Annotated in this window: 17 protein-coding genes; 7 read left to right on the top strand and 10 right to left on the bottom strand. The window is 71.0% G+C overall.

What is annotated here, in order from left to right; genetic code table 11:
- Positions 1-200: 200 nt before the first annotated feature.
- Complete coding sequence (locus tag ACFY10_RS26585; protein WP_390667710.1) at positions 201-1895, bottom strand: DAK2 domain-containing protein; 1695 nt, start codon at positions 1893-1895, stop codon at positions 201-203.
- A gap of 256 nt (positions 1896-2151) precedes the next feature.
- Here ACFY10_RS26585 and rpmB point away from each other — a divergent pair, with 256 nt between their 5' ends.
- The 3 genes from rpmB (at position 2152) to ACFY10_RS26570 (ending at position 6729) form a co-directional block, all read left to right on the top strand.
- Positions 2152-2337, top strand: coding sequence for a 50S ribosomal protein L28 (gene rpmB / locus ACFY10_RS26580; RefSeq protein ID WP_003993230.1), 186 nt, complete (start codon positions 2152-2154; stop codon positions 2335-2337).
- A 125-nt stretch (positions 2338-2462) separates the two neighbouring features.
- Positions 2463-5462 carry an ATP-binding protein gene (locus ACFY10_RS26575; RefSeq protein WP_390667709.1) on the top strand — a complete coding sequence of 1000 codons (3000 nt, stop codon included), beginning with the start codon at positions 2463-2465 and terminating at the stop codon, positions 5460-5462.
- Positions 5463-5496: 34 nt separating this feature from the next.
- Positions 5497-6729, top strand: a complete 1233-nt coding sequence (locus ACFY10_RS26570) for an FAD-dependent monooxygenase (protein WP_390667708.1) — start codon at positions 5497-5499, stop codon at positions 6727-6729.
- Here the strand turns inward: ACFY10_RS26570 and thiD are convergent.
- A complete protein-coding gene (gene thiD / locus ACFY10_RS26565) occupies positions 6692-7510 on the bottom strand; it encodes a bifunctional hydroxymethylpyrimidine kinase/phosphomethylpyrimidine kinase (RefSeq protein ID WP_390667707.1) in 819 nt (272 codons plus the stop codon). The genes ACFY10_RS26570 and thiD overlap by 38 nt on opposite strands.
- A complete protein-coding gene (locus tag ACFY10_RS26560) occupies positions 7507-8472 on the bottom strand; it encodes a thiamine-phosphate kinase (RefSeq protein ID WP_275776584.1) in 966 nt (321 codons plus the stop codon). The genes thiD and ACFY10_RS26560 overlap by 4 nt, the downstream gene beginning before the upstream one ends.
- Before the next feature lie 206 nt (positions 8473-8678).
- Between ACFY10_RS26560 and ACFY10_RS26555 the strand changes: the two genes are divergently transcribed.
- A complete protein-coding gene (locus tag ACFY10_RS26555) occupies positions 8679-8912 on the top strand; it encodes an Lrp/AsnC family transcriptional regulator (protein ID WP_003997603.1) in 234 nt (77 codons plus the stop codon).
- Between the two features lie 20 nt (positions 8913-8932).
- Positions 8933-9424: a DUF3515 domain-containing protein gene (locus ACFY10_RS26550; RefSeq protein ID WP_390667706.1), complete on the top strand. Its 492-nt coding sequence runs from the start codon at positions 8933-8935 to the stop codon at positions 9422-9424.
- Between the two features lie 104 nt (positions 9425-9528).
- Here the strand turns inward: ACFY10_RS26550 and ACFY10_RS26545 are convergent, their stop codons facing one another.
- The 3 genes from ACFY10_RS26545 to ACFY10_RS26535 are packed head-to-tail and all read right to left on the bottom strand — an operon-like array spanning position 9529 to position 12516.
- Positions 9529-10686 (bottom strand): D-alanine--D-alanine ligase family protein, encoded by a 1158-nt coding sequence (locus ACFY10_RS26545; protein WP_390667705.1) that lies wholly within the window; start codon positions 10684-10686, stop codon positions 9529-9531.
- A 58-nt stretch (positions 10687-10744) separates the two neighbouring features.
- Complete coding sequence (locus tag ACFY10_RS26540; protein WP_390667704.1) at positions 10745-11755, bottom strand: NAD(P)H-dependent glycerol-3-phosphate dehydrogenase; 1011 nt, start codon at positions 11753-11755, stop codon at positions 10745-10747.
- Entirely contained in the window at positions 11752-12516 is a 765-nt protein-coding gene (locus ACFY10_RS26535; RefSeq protein WP_390667703.1) for a lysophospholipid acyltransferase family protein, read from the bottom strand. Before ACFY10_RS26535 ends, ACFY10_RS26540 begins: the two co-directional genes overlap by 4 nt.
- Before the next feature lie 155 nt (positions 12517-12671).
- Here ACFY10_RS26535 and cofC point away from each other — a divergent pair, with 155 nt between their 5' ends.
- Together cofC and ACFY10_RS26525 are read left to right on the top strand one after the other, a co-directional pair.
- Positions 12672-13310, top strand: coding sequence for a 2-phospho-L-lactate guanylyltransferase (cofC, locus tag ACFY10_RS26530; RefSeq protein ID WP_390667702.1), 639 nt, complete (start codon positions 12672-12674; stop codon positions 13308-13310).
- A 111-nt stretch (positions 13311-13421) separates the two neighbouring features.
- Positions 13422-13625 (top strand): hypothetical protein, encoded by a 204-nt coding sequence (locus ACFY10_RS26525; protein ID WP_123967707.1) that lies wholly within the window; start codon positions 13422-13424, stop codon positions 13623-13625.
- Positions 13626-13700: 75 nt separating this feature from the next.
- Here the strand turns inward: ACFY10_RS26525 and ACFY10_RS26520 are convergent, their stop codons facing one another.
- The 4 genes from ACFY10_RS26520 to leuC all read right to left on the bottom strand — a co-directional run bounded on the left by ACFY10_RS26520 (position 13701) and on the right by leuC (position 17017).
- Positions 13701-14354 carry an HU family DNA-binding protein gene (locus ACFY10_RS26520; RefSeq protein ID WP_390667701.1) on the bottom strand — a complete coding sequence of 218 codons (654 nt, stop codon included), beginning with the start codon at positions 14352-14354 and terminating at the stop codon, positions 13701-13703.
- A gap of 137 nt (positions 14355-14491) precedes the next feature.
- Positions 14492-14722: a hypothetical protein gene (locus ACFY10_RS26515; RefSeq protein WP_390667700.1), complete on the bottom strand. Its 231-nt coding sequence runs from the start codon at positions 14720-14722 to the stop codon at positions 14492-14494.
- A 265-nt stretch (positions 14723-14987) separates the two neighbouring features.
- Positions 14988-15581: a 3-isopropylmalate dehydratase small subunit gene (gene leuD / locus ACFY10_RS26510; RefSeq protein ID WP_390667699.1), complete on the bottom strand. Its 594-nt coding sequence runs from the start codon at positions 15579-15581 to the stop codon at positions 14988-14990.
- Between the two features lie 5 nt (positions 15582-15586).
- Complete coding sequence (leuC, locus tag ACFY10_RS26505; RefSeq protein WP_390667698.1) at positions 15587-17017, bottom strand: 3-isopropylmalate dehydratase large subunit; 1431 nt, start codon at positions 17015-17017, stop codon at positions 15587-15589.
- Positions 17018-17119: the final 102 nt, after the last annotated feature.

Here is a 17119-nt window from a genome sequence, read left to right as displayed (position 1 = left end):
GGGACCGGCTGAGCTCAGGAGCGGCAGAGCCGCAGAGGTCAGGAGCCTCAGAGGTCAGGAGCCTCGGCGACGGTGGAGGTCAGCAGCGCAAGGGCCGCCGAGGTCGGGCGCCGCGCCGGCAGAAGTCAGCAGCACAAGGCTGACAGACGTCAGGCGCCTCGCCACCCGCAGAAGACAGCAGCACAAGACCCGCAGCGGTGCTACTCGACGCCGATCAGCAGCAGCGCCCCCTGGCGGCCGCCCCGGTACACCACCGTGTCGACGGCGAGGTACGACTCACGCACGCGTGCCTCCAGTCGGTCGGCGACCGACTGCGGGGCCTCGTCGCCGAGGACGAGGGTGACCAGCTCGCCGCCGGCCTGGAGCATGCGGTCGAGGACGGTCTCGGCGGTGACGGTGACGTCGGAGCCGATCACGGCCACGTCGCCGTCGATGAGGCCGAGAACGTCCCCGGCCTGGCAGATTCCCGCCATGGTCCAGGACTGGCGCTCGGCGACGGCGACCTCGGCGTAGCGGGTCGCACCGGCCGCCGAGGTCATCGACACGACGTCCTCGTCGAAGCGGCGCTCGGGCTCGTGCACGGCGAGCGCGGCGATCCCCTGGACCGCGGAGCGGGTCGGGATCAGGGCCACCCGGACGCCCTCGGCGCGCGCCTGCTCGGCCGCCGCGGCGGCGGTGTGGCGCAGATCGGCGTCGTTGGGCAGCAGCACGACCTCGCGCGCGTGGGCCCGCCGTACGGCGTCGACGAGCTCACCGCTCGCAGGCGGCTCCCCGGGGCGCGCGAGCACCGTGGTCGCTCCGGCCTCGGTGTACAGCCCGGCCAGGCCCTCGCCCGGCACGACGGCCACGACCGCCCGCTGGACCTGCTCCCGGGGCGGCCGCCGGCCGCCGGTGGTGTGCACGTCGCCGAGGCCGAAGTGGGTGATCCGGATCCGGTACGGCCGCCCGGCCTCGACGCCCGCCTCCACGGCGGCGCCGGCGTCGTCCACATGTACGTGCACGTTCCACAGCCCGTCGCCGCCGACCACGACCAGCGAGTCCCCGAGGTCGTCGAGACGTGCCCGCAGCCGCTCCACCGCCGCGTCCTCGGCCTCCAGGAGGTAGATCACCTCGAAGGCGGGGCCGCCCTCCTCCAGAGGGGAGACGCAGTCCTCGGCGGCGAGGGCACCCTGGGCCGGGACCGTATCGATCTGCACGCGCGCGTGCCCAGCGGAAAGCACAACAGCCGCCGGCGCCTCCCCCGTGAACGTCTCCACCAGTGCCGCGAGCACCGCCACCAGCCCCCGCCCGCCGGCGTCGACCACCCCGGCCCGCTCCAGCACGGCCAGCTGCCCCGGGGTCGCGGCAAGCGCAGCGCGCGCTCCCTCGTAGGCCGCCCGTGCCACCGCCCCGCAGTCGCCCTCGGCTCCGGTGGCCGCGTCGGCAGCGGCGGTGGCGACCGACAGGACCGTGCCCTCGACGGGGTGCGCGACGGCCCGGCGTGCGGAGTCGGCCGCGTGCCGCAGGGCGAGCCGGAGACCGGAGCCGTCGGTGTGAGGCGTCTCACCGTCGGCGGCCAGTACCTGCGCCATCCCGCGCAGCAGCTGGGCGAGGATCGTCCCGGAGTTCCCCTGGGCGCCTATCAGCGCCCCGTGCGCCATCGCGCGCACGGCGTCGGCCAGCGAAGGCTTCACGGACACGTGGGCGCCCACCTCATGGGCCGCGAAGACGGCCTCCACCGCCCCGACGGCGGACTCCACGGTCAGATAGAGATTGGTGCCCGTGTCCCCGTCGGCCACGGGGTAGACATTGATCGCGTCGATCTCCTCGCGCGCGCGGCCGAGCGCCTCCAGCGCGAGGCCGCACCAGGTGCGCACCGCGAGAGCATCGAAGAATGTCTGCGGCACCTGCGCCACCTGCGCCTCCTTAGGACCTGGACTGGACGCAGCGTAGACCCCGGGCCGGTGTCCGCCGGAAGAGGGCCGGGGGCGGAGCCCTGATCAGCCATGGTAGTTTCGTTGAACTGGCGCAGTCGTTGTATGCTGCTCCGGTTGCCCGATGCAGATCGGGCTCTCCCCCTGGCACCGCCACTCAGATCTCTGATCCTACGATCTCGATCCCGGCATGCCGGGATCTCATCCGTAAGTGCATCTGAAGTCTTTGGAGTGACCCGTGGCTGCCAACTGCGACGTCTGCGGCAAGGGGCCGGGCTTCGGCAACAACATCTCGCACTCGCACCGCCGTACGTCCCGTCGCTGGAACCCGAACATCCAGCGCGTGCGTACCGTGGTCGGCGGGACGCCGAAGCGCGTGAACGCTTGCACCTCGTGCATCAAGGCCGGCAAGGTCTCGCGCTGACGCACAGCTAAGCGCGCGGCCACTGCTGGTTCGCTGCTCTGAGCCGGTCCACCTCGGTGGACCGGCTTTTTGCTGTGCGCAAAAGGCCGTGCCCGGCCACCAGGTGTGCTGCCAGAATCTTGCGAATGCGCTTCGGCATCCTGGGCCCCCTGGACGTACGCACCGACGACGGCACCCCGTTGGACCCCGGCGGACCCCGCCCCCGCGCACTGCTCACCCTGCTGCTCCTCGACGCCGGCCGCCCGGTCTCCACGCAGCGCCTCACCGACGGCCTGTACGGCGCCGAGCCGCCCGCCGGGGCCGCGGGCGCCCTCCAGTCGCAGATCTCCCGTCTGCGGAGGCGCCTGGCCCCGCACACGGACATCGAGGCGGGGCCCGCCGGTTATCGCGTCGCGGCCCCGGCCGACTCCGTCGACGTCCAACGTTTCGAGCGGCTGTCCCAGGAGGGGCGGGCCGCTCTCGCCGCCGGCGACCACGCGCGGGCGGCGCCCCTGCTCCGGGAGGCGCTCGCCCTGTGGCGCGGCCCGGCACTGCCCGACCTCCCGGACGCGCACGCCGAGGCCGCCCGGCTCGAGGAGCTCAGGCTGGCCGCCGTACAGGACCGGATCGAGGCGGACCTGGCGCTCGGCGGCAGCCCCGAACTCGTACCGGAGCTGCGGGCGCTGCTGTCGGCCCACCCGCTGAGCGAGCGGCTGTACGGGCAGCTGATGCGGGCCCTGCACGCGGGCGGGCGGCCCGCCGAGGCGCTCACGGTGTACGAGGACGCCCGGCGCACACTCGCCGACGAACTGGGCGCCGATCCCTCGCCCGAACTGTCCGCGCTGCACCTGGAGCTGCTCCAGGGCGGCGGACCCGAGCGGCGCCGCCTCCCGGTCCAGCTCACCCGTTTCGTCGGACGTGAGAGCGAACTCACCCGGATCGCCGCTCTCCTGGCCGACGCCCGCCTGGTCACACTCACCGGCCCGGGCGGCGCGGGCAAGACACGGCTGGCGATCGAGGCGGCGAACCGGCAGTCCGATGTCTGTTTCGTCGAGCTGGCGCAGGTCACCGACGGCAAGCAGATCCCGTACGCCGTCCTCACCGCGCTCGGAGTGCGTGAAGGTTTCCGTACGGCCACGGCCGACAGCACGGACCGGCTGCTGGCCGCCCTGGAGGACCGCGACCTGCTCCTCGTGCTCGACAACTGCGAGCACCTGGTCGAGGAGGCTGCGCGGGTCGCCGCGCTGCTGCTCGGCTCGTGTCCCGGCGTGCGCGTCCTCGCCACCAGCCGCGAGTCCCTGGGGATCACCGGCGAGGTGTTGGTCCCCGTGCCGCCGCTGCCACCGGAACCCGCGGTGCGGCTCTTCGTCGACCGGGCCCGGGCCGTGCGCCCCGGGTTCGAGGCCCACGCGCGCGTGCCCGGCATCTGCGCCGCCCTCGACGGGCTCCCGCTCGCCATCGAGCTGGCGGCGGCCCGGCTGCGCACCCTGACCCCGGACGAGCTGGCGGACCGCCTGGACGACCGGTTCCGCGTCCTGTCCCGGGGCGACCGCTCCAAGGCGCCCCGGCACCGCACCCTGCGCGCCGTCGTGGAGTGGAGCTGGGACCTGCTGGACGAGGAGGAGCGGGAGCTGGCGCGGCGGCTGACCGTGTTCTCCGGGGGCGCGACGCTGGAGACGGTCGAGGCGGTGTGCGCGCTGCCGTACCCGGAGGACGTGCTGGCCTCGCTGGTCGAGAAGTCGTTCCTGGAGGTGTCCGAGGGCCGCTACCGGATGCTGGAGACGATCAGGGCGTTCGCAGCAGAGGACGCGAGGGACACAACGGACACGAAGGACCTCGGGGACGCCCACGCCGGCTACTTCCTGCGGCTGGCCGAGGAGGCCGAGCCGCAGCTGCGCGGCGGCGGGCAGCTGCCCTGGCTGGACCGGCTGGCCGCCGAGCACGCCAACCTGGACACGGCTCTGAGCCACCTCGTTGGCCGCGACACCGGCCGGGCCCTGCGCCTCATGGGACCCCTCTCCTGGTTCTGGCGGCTGCGCGGAGTGCACGGCGAACGGGTGGCGACGGCACGGGAGTTGCTGGCCGCCGTCGGAGACGCGCCGCCGCCCGGGCTGGAGGAGGAGTACGTCCTGTGCGCGATCAACGCGCTCTCCGGCGCGGGCGACGAACCCGAGCTCATCGCGCGCGTGGACGCCGTCCTGGACGCGTACCAGGGGCCGCTCAGGCTGCCGTACATCCTCGTGCTGTGGGCGGTCGCGGCCGGTCCGCGGCCCGCCGCCGACGCGCAAGCCCTCGCCCTGGCCGGTGACTCCCCCTGGGCGCGCGCCCTGCTCGACGTGGGCCTCGGCTTCCGGGCGCAGTACGCGGGCCGGCCACAGGAGGCCGAGGAGTGCTTCGCCCGGGCGCTGGCGGGATACCGGGCCACCGGTGACCGCTGGGGCATGGCCAACTGCCTCGACCCGCTCGGCATGCTCGCCCACGCGCGCGGTGAGTCCGAACGCGCCCTGGAACTGCTCGACGAGGGACTGGCCCACGTGCGGGAACTGGCCGCACCGGAGGAGACCGCCGATCTGCTGCGCAATCGGGCCATCGTGCTGCTGCACCGGGGCGACACGGCGGCCGCCGAGGCCCACTTCGAACAGGCGCTGACGCTCGCGCGCGGCGCCGGGCTCCCCGACAAGGTGGCGGCCGCCCGGCGCGGCCTCGGCGACGCGGCCCGGCTGTCCGGGGACACGGCAGACGCGCGCGTGCACTACGAGAACGCCCTCCAGGAGTGCGCCGCCAACTGGTTCAGCGTCGGCGAGACCGTCCGCAGCCTCATCGGGCTCGGCCGCACGGCCGCCGCCGAGGGTCTCACCGAGGAGGCCCGCGACTGGTTCCGGCAGGCCGCCGAGCTGGCCGTGGAGGGATGGGGCGACCTGGAACTCGCCGACGCGGCCGAGGCACTGGCCTCCGCCGCCGACTCGGCCGAGCGGGCCGCACTGCTGCTGGGCGCGGCGGCGGGCCTGCGGGGCCTGCGGACCGAGGGCGACCCGGACGTCGTACGCATCGAGACGGACGTACGGGCGAAACTGTCACCCGAGGCCTATGACCAGGCCTTCGAGCAGGGCCTACGGCTGCGGTCAGCGGCGGTCAGCGAACGGTAGGGGGACGGTAAGCGCCCCCGCCGAAGCTCATCGCATGACGAAGAACACGACGAAGAACACGACGAAAAACCTCACTCACCTCAGCGTCCTGATCTCCGGCGCCAGCGTCGCCGGACCCGCCCTCGCCCTCAACCTCGCCCGGCTCGGCGCCCGCGTCACCGTCGTCGAGAAGGCGGCCGAGCTGCGCGGCGGCGGCTTCGCGGTCGACTTCCGCGGCCACGTCCACCGCACGGTCCTGACCTCCATGGGCATCTGGGACGAGATCCATGCCCGCCAGACCCACATGGGCCGCCAGACCGTCGTCGACGCCGACGGCAGCCCGCGTGTGGACCTGCCCGCCGAGCTGATGAGCGGCGACGTGGAGATCTTCCGCGGCGACCTCGCGCAGATCATGTACGAACGCACCAAGGACGACGTCGAGTACGTCTTCGGCGACTCGATCGCCTCCCTCACCGAGGACGCCGACGGCGTCGACGTCACCTTCGACAAGGGCGCTCCCCGCCGCTTCGACCTGGTCGTCGGCGCCGACGGACTGCACTCGAACACCCGCCGGCTCGTCTTCGGCGACGAGTCCCGCTACCTGCGCTTCTTCGACCACTACGTGGCGGGCTTCGACGTCCACAACCACCTGGGCCTGGACCGCACCGGCCGCGTCTACAGCGAGCCCGGCCGCGCGTTCGTCATCGGCAACTACGACGGCGATCCGGACCGCGCGGCCGCGCTGCTGGTCTTCCGGTCCGAGGAACTGTCGTACGACCGCAGGGACGTCACGGCGGTGAAGGAGATCCTCCGGGAACGTTTCGCCGGGATGGGCTGGGAGGCGCCGTCCGTCCTCAAGGCCCTCGAGGAGGCCGACGACGTGTACTTCGACGCGATCGCCCAGATCCACGTCGACCGCCTCACCAAGGGGCGCGTGGTGCTGCTCGGGGACGCCGGGTACGGGGCGACCATGGGCGGGATGGGCACGGGCGTTGCGATCGTCGGTGCGTACGTCCTCGCCGGTGAACTCGCCCTCGCGGGCGGCGACTTCCGCACCGCCTTCGCCGAGTACGAGACGCGGATCAGGGACTTCGCCAAGGGCTGCCAGAAGATCTCCGGGAACGCGGGTCCGTTCTTCGCCCCGGCGACCGAGCGGCGGATCCGCAGCCGGGACCGCATGTACCGGGTCCTCAGCTCCCGCCCCCTGGCCCGCTTCTTCAAGCGGCTGACCGAGAAGGCGGCCACGGACATCAGGCTGAGGGAGTACCCGGCCCTGCTTGAGGCCTGAGGGCCCAGGCATGGTCCACGGGCCCGATCCCCCCGCCGAGTGCGAACCCGGCCGCGATCGCCCCGGTGACGTACTCCTTGGCGGCCCTGACCGCCTCCGGCACGGACTGCCCCTTCGCGAGCTGCGACGCGATCGCCGACGCGAGGGTGCAGCCCGTGCCGTGCGTGTGCGAATTGTCGTGGCGAGGGGCGCGCAGCCGGTGCTCCTCGGATCCGTCGGTGAGCAAGTCCACGGCGTCACCGGGCAGATGACCGCCCTTGATGAGCACCCAGCGGGGTCCGTACGACAGTACGGCCGCGGCGGCCTCGCGCAGATCCGACTCCGACTCGACCCGAACACCGGTGAGTTGGGTCACCTCGTCGAGGTTCGGTGTCGCGACCGTCGCGACCGGCAGCAGCTTCGTCCGTACGGAGTCCAGCGCGGAGACCGCCAGCAGCGAGTCCCCGTGCTTCGAGATGCCGACCGGGTCGACGACCGCAGGAGCATCGGTCGCCGCGATCAACTCGGCGACTGCCTCGACGAGTTCGGCCGAGGCGAGCATCCCGGTCTTGACCGCCTGTACGCCGATGTCGTCGACCACACTCCGGTACTGGGCCCGCACCGCCTCCACGGGCAGCTCCCAAGCCCCCTGCACGCCAAGCGAGTTCTGGGCCGTGACCGCCGTGACGACACTCATGCCGTGTACGCCGAGCGCCAGCATCGTCTTCAAGTCGGCCTGGATTCCGGCCCCTCCGCCGGAGTCGGAGCCCGCCACCGTCAGCACCCTGGGCGGCGCGCTCATGACTCGATGTCCCCGAAGTGGTCCCAGCCGCCCGAGCTGGTCCAGGGCGCCCCGTCCACCGTCACCTGGGGCAGCGCCGAGGGGTTGAGCACCTCGCCGATCACCTTCCAGCGGGCCGGCAGCTTCACGTCCGGCGGGAAGGTCGCCACGATCGCATGGTCCTCTCCCCCGGTCAGCACCCACTGCATGGGGTCGACGCCGACGGCCTGCCCGATGTCGTTCATCTGGGACGGGATGTCGATCGCACCAGAACGGATGTCGATACGGACCTTGCTGGCCTCGGCGATGTGCCCCAGGTCGGCGATGAGTCCGTCGCTCACGTCGCACATCGCGGTCGCGCCGAGTCCGGCGGCGGCCGGGCCCGCGTGGTACGGCGGCTCGGGACGCCGGTGCGCCTCCACGAAGGCGCGCGGCGAACGGAAGCCCCGGGAGAGCACCGCGTACCCGGCGGCGGACCAGCCCAGCCAGCCGGTCACCGCGACCAGGTCGCCGGGCTGGGCGCCGCCCCGGGTGATCGGCTCCTGGTTGCGCAGATCGCCGAGCGCGGTGATCGACACCATGATCGTGTCGCCTCGTACGACATCGCCGCCGACCACGGACGCACCCGCGACCTGGCACTCGTCGCGGATGCCGTCCATCAGCTCGCTCGGCCAGGTCACCGGGAGTTCGGCGGGCACGACCAGGCCGAGCAGCAGTGCGGTCGGTACGGCACCCATGGCGGCGATGTCCGCGAGGTTCTGCGCAGCGGCCTTACGTCCGACGTCGTAGGCGGTGGACCAGTCGCGGCGGAAGTGCCGTCCCTCCAGGAGGATGTCTGTGCTGGCCACGACCCGTCGGTCGGGCGCGGCCACCACCGCGGCGTCGTCGCCGGGGCCGACCCGGACCGCCGGGGTGGTGGTGAGACGGGAGGTGAGCTCCCTGATGAGCCCGAACTCCCCGAGCTCACCAACAGTGCCCTTCATTGCCCTTGCTCCCCTTCTGTCCCTTGCCGTGCCCGGTCGCGCGTCATCAGTGTCCTCGATACGGTCGAGGTGACCGTCAACCTTGGTCGTGCCTGCACCGCGGCGCGCAAGCCCCGGCCTCCGCAGGTCTCCCCGCGGCGAGCGGCGACGCGATACCGTGGCGTTCCTTTTCCCCACATGATCCTCGTGGCCGCCCTGGAGGTTCCGTGGTACAGGCGTACATCCTGATCCAGACGGAGGTCGGCAAAGCGTCGACCGTCGCCGAGACGATCAGCAAGATTCCTGGAGTCATCCAGGCCGAGGACGTGACAGGACCTTATGACGTGATTGTGCGGGCCCAGGCCGACACCGTGGACGACCTCGGCCGCATGGTGGTCGCGAAGGTCCAGCAAGTGGACGGCATCACCCGCACCCTGACCTGCCCGGTCGTCCATCTGTAGCCCCCGTCTACCCTTGGCCGGTGAACTTCTTGCGTCGCCGGCGCCTCGTCCTTACCGGGCCGCCCGTACTCGCCCTGCTGATCACCGCCGCGGGCTGCTCCTCAGCAGACGACACCGCCCGGGCTGCGGTTCCCGGTCCGGGCACGAAGGTCACCGAGCTGTGCCGGAAACTGGACAAGGCACTGCCGTCCAAGGCCGACGGTCAGGATCGCCGGGATCCCACGCCCGCGTCCGCGCTGACCGCGGGCTGGGGGAACCCGGCGATCATACTGCGCTGCGGTGTTCCGCGACCCGCGGAGATGAGTGATCCCGAGGCCGACGGGGTCGAGGTGAACGGGGTGGGGTGGCTACTGCAGAAGCAGAAGGACGGGGCCTTCCGCTTCACCTCGACGCTGCGGAAGGCGTACGTCGAGGTGAGGATCCCTGCGGGGCGGACCGGGGATGGCATGGCGGCGTTGGTTGATCTGGCGCCTGCCATCAAGAAGGCGATCCCGGCTGGTATTGCCGACTAGTCGCCGTGGGCGGAAGGGTTGTGCGTCGGCTGCGGGCCGGATGGGGCTGGTCGCGCCCACGCGGCGGAGCCGCATATCGACACAGCCCCGCGCCCCTTCACTGCCTAGCGCAGGCCCGTCGACCTACGAAGCGCCGCCTGGATGAGCTTGTCCACCAACTCCGGGTAGCTGATGCCGCTCGCCTGCCACATCTGCGGGTACATCGAGATCGGGGTCATGCCGGGCATGGTGTTGATCTCGTTGATGACGAACTCGCCTTCCTCGGTGAGGAAGAAGTCCGCGCGGACCAGGCCCTCGCAGGACGCGGCCTCGAAGGCGTCCACCGCGAGGCGCTGGACCTCGGCGGTCTCCTCGGGCGTCAGCGGAGCCGGGACGATTCCCGGGGTCGAGTCGATGTACTTGGCCTCGAAGTCGTAGTACGCATGCGTGTCCGGCGGCGGGATCTCGGAGGGCACGCTCGCCCGCGGACCGTCCTCGAACTCCAGCACCCCGCACTCGATCTCGCGGCCGCGCAGCGCCGCCTCCACGAGGATCTTCGGGTCGTGCCGCTGGGCCTCGGCGATCGCGTCGCCGAGCCCGGCGATGTCGTCGACCTTGGTGATGCCGATCGACGAGCCCGCGCGCGCGGGCTTCACGAAGAGCGGCCAGCCGTGCTCGCCGGCGAAGTCGACGATCTTCTTGCGGGCGGCCGACTCGTCCTGCTCCCACTCGCGCGGCCGGATCACCACGTACGGGCCGACCTTGAGCCCGAAGGAGGTGAACACCCGCTTCATGTACTCCTTGTCCTGGCCGACGGCCGAGGCGAGCACGCCCGAACCCACGTACGGGACGCCGGAGAGCTCCAGCAGGCCCTGCAGGGTGCCGTCCTCGCCGTACGGGCCGTGCAGGACGGGGAAGACGACGTCGACCTCGCCGAGCGCCTTGGGCACCGATCCGGGCTCGCTGACGACGACTTCGCGGTTGCCGGGGTCGAGAGGGAGCACCACGCCGCCCTCGCCCGACTCGGCCACGTCCTCGACTTCGGGCGTACGGCGGTCGGTGATCGCCATGCGTTCGGGCTCGTCGGCGGTGAGGGCCCAGCGGCCTTCCCTGGTGATGCCGATCGGCAGGACGTCGTACTTGGTCCGGTCGATGGCTCGCAGGACGGCGCCGGCGGTGACCACGGAGATCCCGTGTTCGGAACTGCGTCCGCCGAACACGACGGCCACGCGCGGCTTGCGAGGCGGCTGCTCAGGGCTCTGGGGGAGGTTCTCGGTGCTCATATCGCGTTGAGAGTACCCGGTGGTAGGGCCCTGAGTCAGCGTGCGTCGGCGGCGTTGCTCAGCGTCGTTCGGGCTTCGCGCTGCGCGACATCAGCTCCTTGAGGGCGACCACCGGAGGCTTGCCCTCGTGCACGATGTCGACGACGGTCTCGGTGATGGGCATCTCCACGCCGTGCCGGCGGGCCAGATCCGCCACGGACTCACAGGACTTGACGCCCTCGGCGGTCTGCTTGGTGACCGCGATGGTCTCCTGCAGGGTCATGCCCTTGCCGAGGTTGGTGCCGAAGGTGTGGTTGCGCGACAGCGGCGAGGAGCAGGTCGCCACCAGGTCGCCCAGGCCCGCGAGTCCGGAGAAGGTCAGCGGGTCGGCGCCCAGCGCGATGCCGAGCCGCGTGGTCTCGGCGAGGCCGCGCGTGATGAGCGAGCCCTTGGCGTTGTCGCCGAGGCCCATGCCGTCCGCGATGCCGACGGCGAGGCCGATCACGTTCTTGACGGCACCGCCCAGTTCACAGCCGACCACGTCCGTGTTCGTGTACGGCCGGAAGTACGGCGTGTGGCAGGCGGCCTGGAGCCGCTGGGCGACCGCCTCGTCGGTGCAGGCGACGACGGCGGCGGCCGGCATGCGGGCGGCGATCTCTCGCGCGAGGTTGGGCCCGGTGACGACGGCGATCCGATCGGCACCCACCTTGGCGACGTCCTCGATCACCTCGCTCATCCGCATGGCGGAGCCGAGTTCGACGCCCTTCATCAGGGAGACGAGGATCGTGTTCGGCGCGAGCAGCGGCGCCCATTCGGCGAGGTTCGCGCGCAGCGTCTGGGACGGCACCGACAGGACCGTGAAGTCCGCGCCCGCCAGGGCTTCGGCCGCGTCCGTGGTGGCCCGCACGTTCTCCGGAAGCTCAACACCGGCCAGGTAGTCGGGGTTGGCCCGGGTGGAGTTGATCGCGTCCACGACCTCGGGCCGACGGCCCCAGAGGGTGACCTCGCAGCCGGCGTCGGCGAGCACCATCCCGAAGGCCGTACCCCATGAACCAGCGCTGAAGACAGCCGCCTTGACCGACTTGCTCACTTGGCGCTCTCCTCTTCCTGGCCGCTCTGCGTCTGCGTCCTGCGCCGCTGCTCGATCCGCTCACGGCGCGGGTCGTACGGCGTCGCGGGCGCCTTCTCGCCGCGGATCTCCTCCAGCTGGCGGGTGATGGCGGCCATGATGACCTCGGTCGCCTCCTTCAGGAGGTCCGGGGTCAGCTCCTTGTCGTAGAAGCGCGAGAGGTCGACGGGCGGGCCGGCGAGCACGTGGTGGGTCTTGCGCGGGCGGAGGTTGGGCTTCTTGGCGTACGGCGGCAGCAGTTCGTTGGCGCCCCACTGAGCGACGGGAATCACCGGGCACTTGGTGGTGAGGGCGACGCGCGCGGCGCCGGTCTTGGCAGTCATGGGCCACTGACCGGGATCCCGGGTGATGGTGCCCTCGGGATAGAACGCAACGCACTCGCCGCGCTCCACGGCGTCGATCGCGGCCCGGAATGCGCTGAGCGCGTCCGTGGTCTCGCGGTAGACGGGGATCTGTCCGGTGCCGCGCATCGCGGCGCCGACGAATCCCTTCTTGAAAAGACCGCTCTTCGCCAGGAATCGCGGAACCCGTCCGGTGTTGTACTGATAGTGCGCATACGCGAAGGGGTCCGCATGGGAATTGTGGTTCACCGCGGTGATAAATCCGCCGTCGGCCGGAATGTGCTCCATTCCGCGCCAGTCCCGCTTGATCAGAACCACCAGTGGCGGTTTGCAGAGGACCGCTGCGAAGCGGTACCAGAAGCCGATTCTGCGGCGGGGCACGCGGACACCTTCCTCTAGGGCCTTGGGGGCCGCACAAGTGTCGCCCCAGGCCGCCGGTCTGTCGAGAACACGGTACGCCCCGCCGACGCAACCGCCAGATGGTCCAGGTGACGGCTGAGTGACAATGGCCGCGACAAGAGAGGGACGGAACACCGGTGCAGTGGACCTTGGTCATACCCCTGAAACCCCTGACTCGGGCCAAGAGCAGGCTCTCGGACACCGCGGCCGACGAGCTGCGCCCGGGCCTCGCCCTGGCCTTCGCCCAGGACACCGTGGCGGCGGCGCTGGCCTGCCCGGCGGTCAGGGATGTGGCGGTCGTCACGGACGACGCCCTGGCCGGCCGCGAGCTGGCCGCGCTGGGCGCCCGTATCGTCTCCGACGAGCCGCAGGGCGGCCTCAACGCGGCCCTGGCGCACGGCGCGGCCACCGTACGCACCGCACGCCCCGAAAGTCCCGTCGCGGCCCTGAACGCCGACCTTCCGGCGCTCCGCCCCCTGGAATTGTCCCGGGTCCTGGACGCGGCCGCGGAATTCCCCCGCGCTTTCCTCGCCGACGCGGCCGCAATCGGCACGACCCTGCTGGCCGCAACACCGCACTCCGAATTGCTCCCGGCATTCGGCACGGATTCCCGCGCCCGCCACCGCGCATCCGGAGCCATGGAACTGCGCCTCGACGCAGTGGATTCCGTACGCCAGGACGTGGACACGGGCGCAGACCTGCGCACAGCACTGGCGCTGGGGGTGGGACGGTACACAGCAGCGGTGTCGGCGGGACTGCTGATCCCCGGTTCCTGAAGCGCCCCCAGAAGGGGCGCGGGGAACTGCGCGACCAGCCACAACAGGCCCGCACTCGGCATACAGCCCACAGCCGAACGGCGAACACCCGAAGGAACTACCCTGACCGCCATGCAAGCCACCGCATACACCTACGACGCAGACACACGAACCGGCAGCGTGCTGCTCGACGACGGCACCCCGGTGCCCTTCGACGCACCGGCGTTCGACGCAGGCGGCCTGCGACTGCTGCGCCCCGGCCAACGGGTCCGCATCGAGACGGAGGGCACCAAGGACAGCCTCCGGATCACCCTCGTAACACTCCAGACCCTCTGACCCCCCTGAAAAGAACATGCCGCGGGCCGGACTCCGACACGGAGTCCGGCCCGGCGCGTGAGTGCCCCTGTGCCCTTACCTCTTGCGGGCCGTGGCCGTCTTGGCGGTGGTCTTGCGAGCCGTCGACTTCTTGGCGGGGGCCTTCTTGGCCGTCGCCTTCTTCGCCGGGGCCTTCTTGGCGGTGGCCTTCTTGGCCGCGGTCTTCTTCGCCGCGGTGGTCTTGGCGGCGCCCGTGGTCTTCTTCGCCGTCGTCTTCTTCGCGGTCGTCTTCTTGGCGGCGGCCGTGGTCTTCTTGGCCGTCGTCTTCCTCGCCGTGGTCTTCTTCGCGGCGGCGGTCGCCTTCTTGGCGGTGGTCTTCTTCGCCGCGGCCTTCTTGACCGTTGCGGCAGCGCCGCCGGTCAGGCTGCCCTTGGGCGCCTTCTTGACGGCGACCTCGCCGCCGCGCGGGAGCTTCTTCGAGCCGCTCACCAGGTCCTTGAAGCCCTGGCCCGCGCGGAAGCGCGGAACGGAGGTCTTCTTGACCCGAACCCGCTCGCCCGTCTGCGGGTTGCGGGCGTAGCGGGCCGGACGGTCGACCTTCTCGAACGAGCCGAAGCCGGTGACCGAGACCCGGTCCCCGGCGACGGTCGCGCGGACGATGGCGTCCAGGACCGCGTCGACAGCCTCGGCGGCCTGCTGGCGGCCGCCCAGCTTGTCGGCAATCGCTTCTACGAGCTGCGCCTTGTTCACGTCTTCCCCTTCGGAGACATTGCCAGAACGAAAGTGTTCAAGCTTTTTCGCACGTTAGGCAGATATATACCGCAAATCAAACACGAAACGGGCTAATCACCCGTGCGCCGCAACGAACTCGGCTGTCTCGAACGCGTTCAGCGGTCCTCTTCGGGGAATCGACCCTCGTCGAGGTCCACGGTGAACGCCTCCAGACGCCTTGCCGCGTCGGCGAGATCGTGCTTGGCCGCGGCCGTAATGACCAGCAGCTTCCGGGTCAGCGCCATCCGTACGCCCTCCGGGACTTGCAGTGCGCGCACTCTTGCGTGCGCTTCCTTCAGTTGGTCCGCGACTGCCGCATAGAGCTCGAGTTGGCCGTCGTGTCCCATGCACAGATTGTGCCATCTGGGGCGAGTTGTCGCCTGCGGGGGTCGCAACTGATGCCTCAAACGGCCTTCCGGGCTCCGGCGGAAGTCGCGCCTACAAGGCTCGGCTACCCCCGCAACAACCGTCGTAACGTGGGAAGTTGGGAAGAAACGCGAGCACCCCCAAGGTCGTTCGGGCCCAGACACAGCTGTACCCCCGATCGGGCTGATCGGGGGTACAGCGGGTGTGTTCAGGTGGCCGAAACCAGACCCGCGGAGGGGCTCCGGGTCAGACCTTGAGCGTCCGCGGCTTGTACGACGGGCGCTTGGCCTCGTACGCGGCGATGTCGGCCTCGTTCTGGAGGGTGATGGAGATGTCGTCCAGCCCGTTCAGCAGCCGCCAGCGGGAGTTCTCGTCCAGCTCGAAGGAGGCGGTGATGCCCTCGGCGCGCACCTCGCGGGCCTCAAGATCGACGGTGATCTCGGCCTGCGGGTCCTTCTCGGAGAGCTCCTGCAGCGCGTCCACGATCTTCTGCTCCAGAACGACCGTGAGCAGGCCGTTCTTCAGCGAGTTGCCGCGGAAGATGTCGGCGAAGCGGGACGAGATCACGGCTTTGAAGCCGTAGTTCTGCAGTGCCCACACCGCGTGCTCACGGGAGGAGCCGGTGCCGAAGTCGGGGCCGGCGACCAGGACCGTGGCGCCCTGCCGCTCGGGGCGGTTGAGGATGAAGTTCTCGTCCTTGCGCCAGGCCTCGAACAGCCCGTCCTCGAAACCGTCCCGCGTGACCTTCTTGAGCCAGTGAGCAGGGATGATCTGGTCGGTGTCGACGTTGGAGCGGCGCAGCGGGACGGCCCGGCCGGTGTGCGTGGTGAATGCTTCCATGACTCTCAGACTCCAGCGGGCGTACGGGTCTCGGCGTCGGACAGGTCGGCCGGGGAGGCCAGGTGGCCCAGGACCGCCGTCGCGGCGGCGACCTGCGGCGACACCAGGTGCGTACGACCGCCCTTGCCCTGCCGGCCCTCGAAGTTGCGGTTGGAGGTGGACGCGGAGCGCTCACCCGGGGCCAGCTGGTCCGGGTTCATGCCCAGACACATCGAGCAGCCCGCGTGCCGCCATTCGGCGCCGGCCTCCTTGAAGACGACGTCCAGGCCCTCGGAGACGGCCTGCAGACCCACCCGCGCGGAGCCCGGGACGACCAGCATCCGTACGCCGTCGGCGACTTTGCGGCCCTCGACGATCGCGGCCGCGGCGCGCAGATCCTCGATCCGGCCGTTGGTGCACGAGCCTACGAAGACGGTGTCCACCTTGATGGAGCTCAGCGGCTGCCCGGCCTCCAACCCCATGTATTCCAGGGCCTTTTCGGCGGCGAGGCGCTCCGAGGCGTCTTCGTACGAAGCAGGATCGGGGACGTCCGCCGAAAGCGGCGCGCCCTGGCCGGGGTTGGTGCCCCAGGTGACGAACGGCGACAGCGACGCGGCGTCGATGACGACCTCGGCGTCGAACTCGGCGTCCTCGTCCGTCTTCAGCGTCTTCCAGTACGCGACCGCGGCGTCCCAGTCCTCGCCCTCGGGGGCGTGGGCGCGGCCCTTGATGTACTCGAAGGTCGTCTCGTCCGGGGCGATCATGCCCGCGCGGGCGCCGGCCTCGATCGACATGTTGCAGATGGTCATCCGGGCCTCCATCGAGAGCTTCTCGATGGCGGAGCCGCGGTACTCCAGGATGTAGCCCTGGCCGCCGCCCGTACCGATCTTGGCGATGATCGCCAGGATCAGGTCCTTGGCGGTGACGCCCTCGGGCAGCTCGCCGTCGACCGTGATCGCCATGGTCTTCGGGCGGGCCAGCGGCAGCGTCTGGGTCGCGAGCACGTGCTCGACCTGGGAGGTGCCGATGCCGAACGCCAGCGCGCCGAAGGCACCGTGCGTGGAGGTGTGCGAGTCACCGCAGACGACCGTCGTACCGGGCTGGGTCAGACCCAGCTGCGGACCGACGACGTGGACGACACCCTGCTCGACGTCGCCCAGCGAGTGCAGGCGTACACCGAACTCCGCCGCGTTCTTCCGCAGCGTCTCCAACTGGACGCGGGAGACCGGGTCCGCGATGGGCTTGTCGATGTCGAGGGTCGGGGTGTTGTGGTCCTCGGTCGCGATGGTGAGGTCGAGACGGCGCACCGGGCGACCGGTCTTGCGCAGACCGTCGAAGGCCTGCGGGCTGGTCACCTCGTGCAGGAGGTGGAGATCGATGAAGAGAAGGTCGGGCTCGCCCTCGGCGCGCCGGACGACGTGGTCGTCCCAGACCTTCTCCGCGAGTGTCCTACCCATCGCTTTCCCTCCGGCCGGCAAAGGTGCGCCGGCCCAACTAGAGATCTTGTGGAGGCGACGCCCACGGCCCCTGGTCCCGGGCACCCGCCGCCAGGCCCGTTG

The sequence above is a fragment of the Streptomyces sp. NPDC001401 genome (assembly GCF_042895385.1).
Classification (GTDB): domain Bacteria; phylum Actinomycetota; class Actinomycetes; order Streptomycetales; family Streptomycetaceae; genus Streptomyces.
This window is presented reverse-complemented; position numbering and strand designations above follow the sequence as displayed.